Raw genomic sequence first — 12,279 nt, 5'->3', positions numbered from 1 at the left:
GAGATTCAGGCTTTCTTCCGCGCGATCCTGGTGATCAGTTCGGCGATACCGAGGGTGACCGCGGAGCCGCCGACGGCGACCGCCGACAGGATCAGCAAATACAGCCAGTAGCGGTCGGCGATGAGGTAGTTGAAGGGGTTTCCCCAGCCGTGTTCCAGGGTCATGAAGTCGGTCGCGCCCTGTAGCAGCTTGTTCATCGCGACGGCGAACGCCGCGGTCGCGAACAGCACCGCGGCCGCCTTTCCGATATCGCGGAGGCGCGGACGGTAGAAGCCCGACAGGACCATGTAGAGCGGCACGAAGAGCAGCGTTCCGTGATAGCAGAAGGATTGGAAGGGCATGATGTTGTCGGGAACGAAACGCCAGTCCGGCAGATTCCCGAGAATCCCGGCGAAGTCCGGGACGACGAGGAGGATCGAGGTCACGAGAAGCGTGACCGCGAACGCGAACGGCTTGACGAATTCGGCGAGCTTCTTGTGTCGCGAGACGATCGCCGGATAGGCGTAGAGCGCCATCGAACAGATGTGAAACGGCAGCATGTAGGCCGAGTAGGCGCCGAAGGCGGTATAGTCGGGGCTGTTGAAGATGTAGATCGTCTTCACCGCTTCCCAGACCCAGATGAAGATCGAGGCCGCGAGGATGACCTTGCGGTCGAACGACTCGCCGTAGCCCTTCTTCTTGCGGAGGACGAGCAGGATGACGAGCAGGACGGCGATCGACGGCAACAGCCAGGCGAGCCCGAGAAGGTGTTTCGAACCGAAGTTTCCCATGATGGATCCCCTTTCGCTTGCATGAATCCATCATACCACCATCACGAAAAATGTCAAGCCCAAGCTTGTGCGGGACTTAGTCCCGAAGCCTTGAAGGCGGTCTTCGTCTCTGCTATAATAAGGCTGGCGGGAAAGACGTCCCGTCTTCCCTCCGGAAAGGATCGCCATGAAACAGCCGCTCCGTCGCGTCCTGCTCTCGGTCGTCCTGCTCGCCGTCCTGCTGGCGAGCGCCATCGTCCCGGTCTACATCCTGCTCGGCATCTCCAACCGCTGGTTTCTGTTCATACCCTACGCGCTTGGCGCCGTCGCGCTCGTGATCCTGCTTGCGCGTACGGACCGTTCCATCGTCCCGACGACGGACACCCGTTCCGCGGCGGGATTCGTCACGTCCCATCTCGTGCTGTTCGGCTGCGGTACGCTCCATGTCTTCCTGCTCGCGGCGAAATGGCTCGGAACCGCGGGCGGCGACGCACGGCCGGAAGCGGCCGCCCTCGGCTTTGCCGCGATCGCCCTCGGCAAGTACTTCTCGATGCGCCATCCGGTCCTCGCGCGCCGGCCGCTCTGGTTCGAGGCGACCGTGGACGCGATAGCGATCGCGACGCTGTTCCTCGCGGCGTTCTTCGTCCTGATCGCCTGAATCGCGGGTTCGGGGTTTCCATTCCCCCGCCGCAGTGATATAATGATTCTGAAATTCGTCCGCCGACTCCGGCGGGCAGCCTTCTTTGCACGGAGGGATCCGCATGAACAGCTACTTCCGCATCGACGTGAACCTGCTTTCGGCAGTGATGCTGATCGCCATCCTCTTCATCGCCTACGGCCGGCTCGATCGCAAGGACCGCCTCAACCGCGCGTTCCTCTACACGTCCCTGATCGTCATCATGCAGCTCGTGACCGAGGCGATGACCTGCGTCCTGAACGGCATGGCCGGCGACTGGGTGCGCCCCGCCGCGCTCTTTCTGCATGCGGTCCTCTTCCTCGCCGCCCCACTTCTGACGGCCTCGTGGTTCCGTCTGTCCCGACTTGTGAGCGGGATACCCGTGCATGCCGGGAAGGCGGTCATCGTCCTCTTCCTGATGCCGCTTCTCATCTCCGTCACGCTGTCCGTCGCCTCCGTCTTCACCGGCGTCTACTTCGACATCGGCGAGGGCAACGTCTATGTCCGCGGTCCGCTGTTCTTCCTGTCGGCGATGATGACCTATTTCTACCTCATCGCCACTCTCGTCCGGATCCTTGCCGAACGCCGCCACTACATCCGCGAGGATTTTTCGCTCATGATCGCGGCGACGGTCATTCCGATGCTCGGCGGCGTCCTCCAGTCCGTCTTCTACGGCGTCCTGCTCATGTGGAGCAGCGTCGCCTTTTCCCTGATCGTCGTCTTCATCTTCCTCGAACAGCGCTTCATCCGCGTCGACCGGCTGACCGGCGCGCGGACGCGCGATTCGTTCGACTACCACATCCGCCGCCGCGTGATCCGTCCCGAACCGTTCGGTCTCGTCTACCTCGACCTCGACGGCCTCAAGACGATCAACGACAACTTCGGACATGCGGAGGGCGATGCCGCCCTCCGGACGGTCGCGAACACGATTCAGGATGCGATCGGAAAGGACGACTACCTCGTCCGCCTGGGGGGCGACGAATTCCTCGGTTTCGTCGACAACGTCGACATGGCGGGCCTGATCACCCTCGTCGAACAGGGAAAGAAGGCGCTCGAACGGTACAACGCCACCTCCGGCAAGCCGTATCGGATCGACGTGAGCGTCGGCTGCGCCCTCTATGACGATCCCCGCGTCAACATCGAGGACTTCATCCGCCGCGTCGACCACCTCATGTATCTTGACAAGCAGAAGAAACAGGCGGCGGAACCGGCTCCGCGCCGGAACGGAGACTAGCCATGGCGATCACGATCCGCCCCCTGACCCCCGCCGACGGAGAAATGTTCTGCGCCCTCTTCGACGACATGGATTTCGCGCATGCCCGCGAATGGAAGACTTGTTACTGCCGCTTCTATCAGACGTCCTGCGACATGGGCGCCTGGATCGCGCGTTCGGGCGAAACGAATCGCGCCGACGCCCTCGCGGCGATCGCCGCGGGAACGATGCACGGTTATCTCGCCGTCGAGGACGGGCGCTGCGTCGGCTGGGTGAATGCCGGCGATGCGCTCTCCTACCCCCGTCTTTCCGGCTATCTTTCGCCTTACGTCGGCACGCGGCGGATCGGACTGACGATCTGCTTCGTGATCGCGCCGACGCACCGCAACCGGGGACTCGCCCGCGCCCTTCTGCAGGCGGCGCTCGCGGGATTCGCGGATGCCGGCTGCGACGCCGCGATCGCGCTTCCCGTCGACGTCCCGATGGCGGACGAACGCCGCTATCGCGGGACCATGAACATGTATCGCGAAGCCGGATACGTCGAGGACGAGCGCCACGACAACGTCGTCGTGATGCGGAAGGACCTGCGATGAGCATCGGATCGAACCACCGCGGCGGTTCCGCGCGGAAGGCTTCGTTTGCGATCCTCACCGTCCTTTACGTCGCGTCCTTCGGCACCGGAGCCGCCGTCTTCTTCCTCGTTCCCGGCGATCCGATCGTCCGCGCGCTATGGGCCGACGTCGCGATGACGGTGCTCGTCTATCTCGCCTCGATCCCGCTCGCGAACGCCTCCGTCTACGATCCCTACTGGAGCGTCGTGCCTCCCTATCTGCTCATCCTCGCCGCGATCGACGCCGGCTCGGTCGGGCCGGAAATCGCGATGCTGTTCTTCGCGCTTGCGGCGTGGTCGATCCGGCTCACCTGGAACTGGGCGTCGCTCTGGACCGACTTCTCCGAACAGGACTGGCGCTACGACATGCTCAGGCGACGGACGAAGAAGTTCTGGCCGCTCGTCAGTTTCCTCGGCGTCATGCTCTTCCCGACCCTGATCGTCTTCGCGCAGCTCGTCGGCGCGATCCGTCTCGCCTATGCGGACGGAAGCCCGGCCCTCGCGTACGGAGGCGCCTCGATCGTGCTCCTCGGCGCGTTCCTGCAATGGCTCGCCGACCGCCAGATGGCGTCCTTCAGAAAGAAGAATGCCGGGCGGAGGGAATGCATCGAGGAGGGCCTCTGGCGCTATTCCCGCCATCCGAACTATTTCGGCGAGGTACTCGTCTGGTGGGGCGTCTTCCTCGCCTCCTCCGGAACCGTCGTCCCCTATTCCCTGCATCTGGCGGCTCCCGTCGCGATGACCTGCATGTTCCTGTTCCTGAGCATTCCGATGATGGAGCGGAAGATCCTGGCGACGCGTCCGGCATACGCCGTGTACAAGCGCCGCGTGTCGACCCTCGTTCCGTTCTTCCGAAGACCGGAACCGGAGCCCGAGGCGGAACGAACCGAATGATCCATGCCGGCCGTGCGCGGCCGGCTTTTTTCCGCTTGCGTTTCCTCCCAGCCGGTGATATGATGGGGGAGACGATTTGAACATCAAACCAACACCCCGGAGGCTCCCATGAGAAGATTCAGCGGCGTCGTCGTCCTCGCCGTCACCGTCCTGTCGTTCATCCTGTCCACCTTCGTCCTGTTCACGCCGGCCCCGTCGGCCGACGCCGCGGGCTTCTCCGCCGTCCAGGCCGCCGCCCACATCGCCGAAATCTCGCGCGAACCGCATTCGGTCTTCGATCCCGAGGCGCACGAGACCGTCCGGCAGTATCTCAAGGACGCGTTCTCCGAATATGTCGGCGCCGCGAACGTGACGGAGATGGACTACGCCGCTGCCGTCGTCGATCCCGACATCGACTACGACATCCGGAACCTGCTCGCGGTGATCCCGGGCGCCTCGCCCAAGGGGATCCTGATCGTCGCCCACTACGACTCCCGCGGCCACATCGGCCGGACAGGCGAACTCGGCCGTTCCTACGGGGCAGCCGACGACGGCTACGGACTCGCCGTCCTGCTCGAGATCGCGCGCCTCTACGGCGAGCGTTCGCTTGAGAACACGATCTATCTGCTCGCCACCGACGGCGAGGAGACCGGCCTCTACGGCGCCCACATGGCGGCGCAGGAGGCCTTCATGGACGACGTCAACTTCGTCGTCAACGTCGAAGCCCGCGGTGTCGACGGCGCCGCCTACATGTTCGAGACGAGCGGCGACAACGCCGCCCTGATCGACTTCTACCGAGCCGCCGAACTGCCGGTGACCTATTCGATCGCGACCGCGGTCTACTCGGTGATGCCGAACTACACCGACTTCACCGAATTCCTCGCGATCGACAAGACCGGGATCAACTTCGCCGTTCTCAAGGGACTGACCTATTACCATACCCCGCACGACGAGTACATCAACATCGACCTGTCATCGATCCAGCACTACGGCAGCCAGATCGTGCCCGTCGTCGAAGCCTTCGTGACCGATGCCCGCTACGCCGACCCCGACGCGCTCGCCTCCGACCAGAACGCCGTCTTCTTCACGATCCTGCCGGGCTGGCTCGTCAGCTATACGGAGACCGCCGGCCTCGTGATGACGATCGTCGGCTTCCTTCTCTTCGCGCTGCTCGTCTTCGTCTTCGCGCGCAAGCAGGCCGCAAGGCCGATCGTCGTCCTCAGGCATGCCGGATACACGCTCGCGCTGGTCGTGATCGCCGGCATCGTCGGACTCCTCCTCGGCAAGGTCATCGCCTTCTTCGGGAAGGTCCCGTACTCGCTCACCTATACGCGCATGGAGGGAACCGAACTCCCGACCGCGATCATCATGGCCGGATGCCTCGCCGACCTCTACCTCCTGCTCCGTCGCTTCGTGAAGAACGAAGATCACGTCGCCGCGATGCTCGGCGGGATCCTCGTGAACCTGGTGCTCGCGCTCGCCACCGGCCTGACCCTCTCCGGCGCGTCCTTCCTGTTCTTCGTCCCCGCTGCGATCGGCCTCCTTTCGCTGTTGGTCCACGCGTTCGTGAAGAACCCGATCGTCCGTCACGTCGCCCTCGGGCAGAACATCCTCTGGAACATGCTTCTGATCGTTCCGCTGCTCTATTCGCTGTTCCTCGCCCTGACCGTCGGGGGACTGCCCGCCCTACTCGTCATCCTCGTCATCGACGCATCCGTCTGGCTGCCGTCGACGCGGATCCTCGTCACCGCGTAATCATTCTGAATCAATGGAAAAGGAGCCCGCTTCCGATCTCTCGGAAACGGGCTCCTTTGTTTTCATCGATGTTTTTCGATGAACCGGGCGACGGCGCCGTCCAGCCGTTTCTGGGTGGTGGCGATCGCCGCCGTGAGGGAAACCTCGGAACCGGACAAAGCGATCGCCTCGACGAGTCCCGGGGGATACTCGCAGGGCAGCAGTCCGGTGATCCGCCCGGCGAACGCGATGCACGGTACGCCGCAAGCGAGGGCACGCCGCGCGACCCCCTCCACCGCCTTGCCGGCAAGACTCTGGCGGTCGAGTCGGCCTTCACCGGTAAAGACGAAGGCCGCCCCCCGGACCGCCTCGTCGAAGTCGAGCATGTCGAGGACGGTGTCGATCCCGCGTTCGATCTCGGCGTCGAGGAACAGTCGGAGCGCGACCGTCGCGCCGCCCGCGGCACCCGCCCCGGGGAATCCGCAATCGAAGTCGAAACGTTCCGCGAGGAACGTCGAATAGGCGGACAGTTCGGAATCAAGAAGGGCGATCATGGCGTCGTCCGCGCCCTTCTGCCGGGCGTAGACGCAAGCTGCGCCGGCGGGACCCGAGAGCGGGTTCGTGACGTCGCAGGCGATCCGGACGGGGATCCCCCTGAGCTTTTCGGGGATGCCGGAGCGGTCGATCTCCGCGATCGCGGAAAGCGTCCGTCCGACGGGGACGAAGGCGTTACCCTCGCGATCGAGGAAACGGACGCCGAGGGCCGAGGCGAGGCCGCAGCCGGCGTCGTTGGTGGAACTTCCGCCGAGTCCGACGACGATCTGGCGCACGCCGCGTTCGACGGCGGCACGGATCAGCGTGCCGACGCCTTGCGTGGTCGCGGTCGAGGGATCGGGACGTTCTCCCGCCAGATGCAGGCCGGCGGCCGCGGCGAGTTCGACCACGGCGGTGCCGTCAGGCAGAAGCGCGTAATACGAGGGGAAGGAAACGCCATGCGGATTCTCGGCTTCGACGACGACCTTGACGCCGCCGTAGCGCGACAGAAAGCAGTCCGCGAAGCCTTCGCCGCCGTCGGAGACCGGCATCGTCACGACGTCGGCGGCAGGGGCGGCGGAAAGGATCGAGCGCATCATCATCGTCGCGACCTCGGCCGCGGGATAGCTGCCCTTGAAGGAGGCGGGAGCGACGACGATTTTCATCGTCCCTGCATCCGTTCGCGGAGCGTCGGCGCGGAAGCGTTGTGGCCGAGCATGATCGTCTTCCGGACCCAGAGCGGGGGAAGGCCGACGGGATTCTCGGCGATCGTCTCGATCGCCTCGCGATGGCGTTCGACGAACGCCGCCTCGCGTTCCGAACAGGCCTTCTGGAAGGCCCTGAGTTCGGCCGCGGACGCCTTCTTGGCGCACAGCCGTTCGTCGCCTTCGATGAAGGACGCCTGGATCCCGCGGAGTTCGTCGAGATACTCGGCGACGTCGATCCTGCCGGCGTAGATCGCCCGCACGAGGTATTCGCGGTCGAGCCAGTAGCCGAGCGATTCCTCGGGGGATGCGAAGACCGGCGGGATCGCGTTCATCCCGTAGGTCGGCTTGAAGAGCGAAAGGCAGGGTGTCGAGCAGCCGGTGATCCAGGTCGTCGCGAAGGATCCGCGGACGGCGTGGACGAAGCTGCCGGTGGTATGGTCGCCGAGCGGACTCTTGTGCATGCAGAGGCTCCCGACGCTGCCGCGCTCATAGAGCGTCCCGGAATCGGCGGGCAGGTGGGTGCGGAGCGCCTCCATCATGTCGGATGCCGTGAAGGGTGTCTTCCCAAGGTGCGAAGACGCCTGGCAGGCGCGTTTTCGCGCCTTTGCGAAGAAGGTGTAGACCGGTTCGCGCCGCCGCTTCGCGAATGCGCCGAGGTCCGGACGCGAAGAAGCGACGAAGGGACCGTCGTGCGCAAGCATGTTGGAGATGTTCCCCTTCTCGCCGAGTTCCGTGAGCGCCCAGTCGGAGCCGCAGGTCTCGAGGACGAAGGCGCCGTCGGATCCCGCGATCAAAAAGGAGTTGTCGTAGTAGAAGGGCTTGTCGAAACCGCAGTTTCCGCCCTGGCCGTAGCCGGTGAGAAGGCCGGCGATCGCGTCCGCCGCATCGCGCGCGGTCGCGGAACGCTCGAGCGCGAGCCGAAGGAGGTCCATGCCCGTGAGACGTTCGACCTTCTTGCCCTTCGAGTGCGTGAAGACGGCCTCGTTCCCGATCGTCACGCCGGCGTCGTTTGTGCCCATCTCGGCGCCCCACATCCAGGCGGGACGGACGATCTTGACGGCGCGGCGGGAGGTGGCGGGGATCGTGAGGTAGGTGACCTTCAGTTCCTTCGCGGCCGCGGGGGCGGCCGGATGGATCTCGGTCAGGTTCGGCTCGTTCGGGCTGCGGTCGCTGTTCTTGCCGAACACGTAGCCGTCCGCGGTCTTCCGGTAGAGGGTATCGCACACGGGTATCATCTCCTCGTTGACTTTTAGTATACCACGGAATCCCCGGCGGCGCGACGGTACCGCCGGAAATTCGATGAAAAAAAACGCCGCCAGGAGGCGGCGTCGGGAGCTTCAGGCGTTCTTGAGGATGGCCGTGATCGGGATCAGGAGGAAGGCGATCCAGGCATAGGCGAAGGCGCCAGGGACGAAGAAGCCGAGAAGGAAGAAGGCGATCGTGGCGAGGAAGGGCGAGAGCGCGACCAGCCGGTTCTTCCTTCCCGCCTTCATGACGATCGCGTACATCGGGATCGCGAGGAAGGTGAGCCAGGCGACGTGCCAGAGCGAGTACAGGACGCCGAGGAGGACGAACGCGGCGATCGCGAGGATCACGACCAGGAGCATCGAAAGCGCGAAGCGGCGTTCCGAGACGGGGAGCTTCTTCCAGCCGCGGACGTCGCAGACGAAGTCGATCGCGCCCGTGGCCGCGCCGAAGAGGATCGGCAGGCCGAAGCAGAAGGCGCCGTACCCCCAGGCGTCGAGGGCGTAGCCGCAGTAGAGGTATCCGCCGGCCGCGAGCGCGAGGGTGAGGGCGAACACCTTGCCCTTCCACGAGCGGTCGGAAAGCGCTCCGACCATCGGGATCAGGAGGAACACGAGCCATGCCGGATGCCAGAAGCCGAATTCGCCGAGGACGATGAAGGCGACGACGGCGATGAACGGCGAGAGCGCGGTGAGTTTCCGGAGGATGCCGCGTTCGGAACCGTCGAGCAGGATCGCGACGACCGGGATGGCGAGGAAGACGAGCCAGCCGGGATGCCAGGCGCCACCGACGAAGCCGATCAGGAAGTACGCGATCACGGCCAGGAAGGGGGTGATGGCGATCAGCTTGCCGTTCTTCGAACCCTTGCCGGGCTTCCGCTCGTACGAGTCGCCGAGTTCGCGGACGACCTTTTCGGGCTTGCCGAGGAACGCGACGACCTGTTCGTCGTTCATGCCGCGGGCAAGACCGTCCTCGTACATGCGGTCGTAGTCGCCGATGATGTCTTCCATCTCGGCGGCGGTGATCACGTACCGGCCGAGCAGCGTGCGGATTTCGTCCAGATACTGCTGTTTCATGCTTCGTTTCCTCCCAATAGTCTGAATACACCCGTCAGGAACTTCGACCATTCGTCCGCGTATTCGCGGGTCTTGTTCCTGCCGAGATCGGTGATGCGGTAGTACTTGCGCGGCGCGCCGATGCCCGTGGGTTCCATGTAGGTGTCGAAGACGCCCTGCGCCGTCAGGCGGCGAAGGATCGGATAGATCGTGTTCTCGTTCACGTCGATCTCCTTCGCGATCTCCTCGATGACGGCGAAACCGTACATGTCCTTGCGGGAGACGACCGCCATGACGCACATTTCGATGATGCCTTTCTTGAACTGCGAGTTCACGGGTCCACCTCCATGGTGTGCGTCGCACGGTTTTGGTTCTGTGCATCGCACACTAATAGGATAACATCTTACTGTGCGAAACACAATACCTTTTTTCGGATTTTTCGAAAAAAAATGACGACCGCAATGCGGTCGCCGTGGATCATTCGGTACGGAGCGCCTCGACCGGATCCTTGCGGGCGGCGATGCCGGCCGGGACGAGTCCGGAGATGAGGGTGAGCACGATCGAGACGAGGATCAGCGAGACGATCGCCGCGATCGAGAAGCTGGCGATGTTCGACATCTCCTCGAGGAGGTTGCCGAGGATGGCGTTGATCGGGAAGGTGAGCACCCAGGTGATCGCGGTGCCCATCAGACCGGCGGTGAGGCCGATCAGGAAGGTCTCGGCGTTGAAGACGCGCGCGATGTCCACCTTGCGGGCGCCGAGGGCGCGCAGGATGCCGATCTCCTTGGTGCGTTCGAGGACCGAGACGTAGGTGATGATCCCGATCATGATCGAGGAGACCACGAGGCTGATCGCCGAGAAGGCGACGAGGACGTAGGTGATCGTGTCGACGAACGTGCCGACGGTGTCGGTGATCGTCTCGGCGAGGTCGGTGTAGATGATCTGGTCCGCTTCCTCCTTGCCGTCGTTATAGCCGTCGAGATAGTCCTTGACGGCGTTCTTGGCGTCGAAGTCGACGGGATAGATCTGGATCGAGACAGGGGTCGCGTCGGCGCCGAGCAGCTTGAGCATCGCGTCCTTCGTGTCCGCCGTGAGCGGCTGACCCGTGAGCACGTTCGTGTCGCGGTCGACCTGCGCGAGCGCGACCGCCGAGGTCGAAGCCGAAGCGAGGACGATGTCGGTGAGTCCCTTGGTGTAGAGGATGCCTTCGCCGAGGACGGTCGAGGCGGCGTCTTCCGCGGCGCGGGCGATGCCGACGATCGTGAGCGGGACCGAGTCGGAATCGGCATAGAGGGAATCGAAGTCGAGCGACGGGAAGTAGAGGGTGGTGAAGTCGGAGTAGGTGTAGAAGTCGTCGTTCATCACCAGCCTGAATTCCTTCCCGACGATGTCTTCGAAGGAAAGCAGTTTCGTCTCGTTCTCCTCCGGGAGCGCGTCGACGTCGTAGCCGATCGCGATGAGGAGATCGAGCGGGATGTTGTTGTAGGTGTCGACGACGAGCAAAAGCTCGTTCACGGACGTCGGATAGGCGCCGGCGAGGATGTCGTAGTTGTCCTCGATGAAGATCGAATTGCCCGGAATCTCGGACCAGCCGACGTCGCCGGTGTCGACCGGCATGACGGCGCCGCCGTCTTCGGCGGTGGTGAACAGGTTCATCGCCACGGCGCGGCCGTAGGTGATTTCGTTATACAGCGCCGGGTCGAGACCGTCGAGGAAGTCGAGGTAGTTCTGGTCGATGGTGTTCTGGTGGAACACCGTGCTCGCCTGCTCGTCGAGCACGTAGAGGAGGCTTCCGGTCGGGAACTCGCCCTCCTGATCCTGGTTGAACTGCCCCATCCGTTCGGCGGGCGTACGCATGATGAAGGCGTTCGGGCTGATGAAGAGCGGAAAGTCGGAGAGGGTGCCGGTCTCGAGGTCGGCGATCTCCTTGTTGAGACCGTTGGAAAGCGAAAGGACGAGGCCGACGCCGATGATGCCGATCGAGCCGGCGAAGGCGGTGATCAGGGCGCGGCCGAGTTTGGTCTTGAGGTTGTTGAAGGAGAGCGAGAGCGCCTGGCGGAAGGACATCGCCGTCTTCTTCAGGGTGAACCGATCCTTGTCCTCGCCTTCCGGCTCGTACGGGTCGGAGTCGTCGACGATCTTGCCGTCGCGCATGTGGATGACGCGGGTGGCGTAGCGTTTCGCGATCTCGGTGTTGTGGGTGACGAGGATCACGAGCTTGTCCTTGGCGATCTCGCGGATCAGTTCCATGATCTGGATCGAGGTCGTCGAGTCGAGCGCTCCTGTCGGCTCGTCCGCCATGATGATGTCGGGGTCGTTGGCGAGGGCGCGGGCGATCGCGACGCGCTGCATCTGGCCGCCGGACAGTTGGTTCGGGCGCTTGTGCATGTGCTCCGACAGCCCGACGCGGTCGAGGACCTCGGCCGCCCGGGCGCGGCGCGCCTTCACCGGGAGACCGGAAAGCGTCATTCCCATCTCGACGTTGTCGAGGACGGAGATGTGGCCGATCAGGTTGTAGTTCTGGAAGACGAAGCCGATCGAGCCGTTGCGGTAGGAGTCCCATTCGGAGTCCTTGAAATCCTTCGTGGACTTGCCGTTGATGATGATGTCGCCCGAATCGTAACGGTCGAGGCCGCCGATGATGTTGAGCGTGGTCGTCTTGCCGGATCCCGAGGGGCCGACGATGGCGACGAATTCGTTTTTGCGGAAAGACACCGAGACGCCGTCGAGGGCGTGCTGTTCGAAGTCGCCGACGACATAGGTCTTGCGGATGTCGATGAGTCTGAGCATGGTTCCACTTCCTTCATGTCTGGATAATTCATTATAACAAAAAGCGTGTGAGAAGGTGTTGAAAGCGCACCTTTTTCACATGCTTTCCCGTTC

11 protein-coding genes are annotated in these 12,279 nt (G+C 63.7%); 5 read left to right on the top strand and 6 right to left on the bottom strand.

Annotated features, from left to right (window positions below):
- Positions 1 to 5: 5 nt before the first annotated feature.
- Complete coding sequence (locus WC509_06085; GenBank protein MFA5007015.1) at positions 6 to 770, bottom strand: hypothetical protein; 765 nt, start codon at positions 768 to 770, stop codon at positions 6 to 8.
- A 166-nt stretch (positions 771 to 936) separates the two neighbouring features.
- Here WC509_06085 and WC509_06080 point away from each other — a divergent pair, with 166 nt between their 5' ends.
- From WC509_06080 to WC509_06060, 5 genes are all read left to right on the top strand, one after another.
- Positions 937 to 1,407 carry a hypothetical protein gene (locus WC509_06080; protein ID MFA5007014.1) on the top strand — a complete coding sequence of 157 codons (471 nt, stop codon included), beginning with the start codon at positions 937 to 939 and terminating at the stop codon, positions 1,405 to 1,407.
- A gap of 103 nt (positions 1,408 to 1,510) precedes the next feature.
- Complete coding sequence (locus tag WC509_06075) at positions 1,511 to 2,659, top strand: diguanylate cyclase (protein ID MFA5007013.1); 1,149 nt, start codon at positions 1,511 to 1,513, stop codon at positions 2,657 to 2,659.
- A 2-nt stretch (positions 2,660 to 2,661) separates the two neighbouring features.
- Positions 2,662 to 3,231 (top strand): GNAT family N-acetyltransferase, encoded by a 570-nt coding sequence (locus WC509_06070; GenBank protein ID MFA5007012.1) that lies wholly within the window; start codon positions 2,662 to 2,664, stop codon positions 3,229 to 3,231.
- On the top strand, positions 3,228 to 4,142 hold the full coding sequence (locus tag WC509_06065; GenBank protein MFA5007011.1) for a DUF1295 domain-containing protein: 915 nt from the start codon (positions 3,228 to 3,230) through the stop codon (positions 4,140 to 4,142). The genes WC509_06070 and WC509_06065 overlap by 4 nt, the downstream gene beginning before the upstream one ends.
- Positions 4,143 to 4,250: 108 nt before the next feature.
- Complete coding sequence (locus WC509_06060) at positions 4,251 to 5,876, top strand: M28 family peptidase (protein ID MFA5007010.1); 1,626 nt, start codon at positions 4,251 to 4,253, stop codon at positions 5,874 to 5,876.
- Positions 5,877 to 5,938: 62 nt separating this feature from the next.
- On the opposite strand, the gene WC509_06055 is transcribed toward WC509_06060, so the two are convergent.
- The 5 genes from WC509_06055 to WC509_06035 form a co-directional block, all read right to left on the bottom strand.
- Positions 5,939 to 7,054 (bottom strand): glycerate kinase, encoded by a 1,116-nt coding sequence (locus tag WC509_06055; GenBank protein ID MFA5007009.1) that lies wholly within the window; start codon positions 7,052 to 7,054, stop codon positions 5,939 to 5,941.
- Positions 7,051 to 8,322, bottom strand: a complete 1,272-nt coding sequence (locus tag WC509_06050) for a hypothetical protein (GenBank protein MFA5007008.1) — start codon at positions 8,320 to 8,322, stop codon at positions 7,051 to 7,053. The genes WC509_06055 and WC509_06050 overlap by 4 nt, the downstream gene beginning before the upstream one ends.
- A gap of 111 nt (positions 8,323 to 8,433) precedes the next feature.
- Positions 8,434 to 9,417: a DUF1700 domain-containing protein gene (locus tag WC509_06045; GenBank protein ID MFA5007007.1), complete on the bottom strand. Its 984-nt coding sequence runs from the start codon at positions 9,415 to 9,417 to the stop codon at positions 8,434 to 8,436.
- The gene (locus WC509_06040; GenBank protein MFA5007006.1) at positions 9,414 to 9,731 is read right to left on the bottom strand and encodes a PadR family transcriptional regulator; all 318 of its coding nucleotides are present in this window, start codon (positions 9,729 to 9,731) and stop codon (positions 9,414 to 9,416) included. Before WC509_06040 ends, WC509_06045 begins: the two co-directional genes overlap by 4 nt.
- Positions 9,732 to 9,873: 142 nt before the next feature.
- Positions 9,874 to 12,186, bottom strand: a complete 2,313-nt coding sequence (locus WC509_06035; protein ID MFA5007005.1) for an ATP-binding cassette domain-containing protein — start codon at positions 12,184 to 12,186, stop codon at positions 9,874 to 9,876.
- Positions 12,187 to 12,279 lie beyond the last annotated feature (93 nt).

The sequence above is a fragment of the Candidatus Izemoplasmatales bacterium genome (assembly GCA_041649275.1).
Classification (GTDB): Bacteria; Bacillota_I; Bacilli_A; order Izemoplasmatales; family Hujiaoplasmataceae; genus UBA12489.
The sequence above is the reverse complement of the archived record's forward strand: the minus strand, read 5'-3'. Positions and strand labels throughout refer to the sequence as shown.

Excerpts from the sequence above, each read along its gene's own strand:
- WC509_06080 (MFA5007014.1), top strand. The coding sequence starts at position 937 with ATGAAACAGCCGCTCCGTCGCGTCCTGCTCTCGGTCGTCCTGCTCGCC.
- WC509_06070 (MFA5007012.1), top strand. The coding sequence starts at position 2,662 with ATGGCGATCACGATCCGCCCCCTGACCCCCGCCGACGGAGAAATGTTC.
- WC509_06085 (MFA5007015.1), bottom strand. The coding sequence starts at position 770 with ATGGGAAACTTCGGTTCGAAACACCTTCTCGGGCTCGCCTGGCTGTTG.
- WC509_06045 (MFA5007007.1), bottom strand. The coding sequence starts at position 9,417 with ATGAAACAGCAGTATCTGGACGAAATCCGCACGCTGCTCGGCCGGTAC.
- WC509_06055 (MFA5007009.1), bottom strand. The coding sequence starts at position 7,054 with ATGAAAATCGTCGTCGCTCCCGCCTCCTTCAAGGGCAGCTATCCCGCG.
- WC509_06035 (MFA5007005.1), bottom strand. The coding sequence starts at position 12,186 with ATGCTCAGACTCATCGACATCCGCAAGACCTATGTCGTCGGCGACTTC.
- WC509_06065 (MFA5007011.1), top strand. The coding sequence starts at position 3,228 with ATGAGCATCGGATCGAACCACCGCGGCGGTTCCGCGCGGAAGGCTTCG.
- WC509_06075 (MFA5007013.1), top strand. The coding sequence starts at position 1,511 with ATGAACAGCTACTTCCGCATCGACGTGAACCTGCTTTCGGCAGTGATG.
- WC509_06060 (MFA5007010.1), top strand. The coding sequence starts at position 4,251 with ATGAGAAGATTCAGCGGCGTCGTCGTCCTCGCCGTCACCGTCCTGTCG.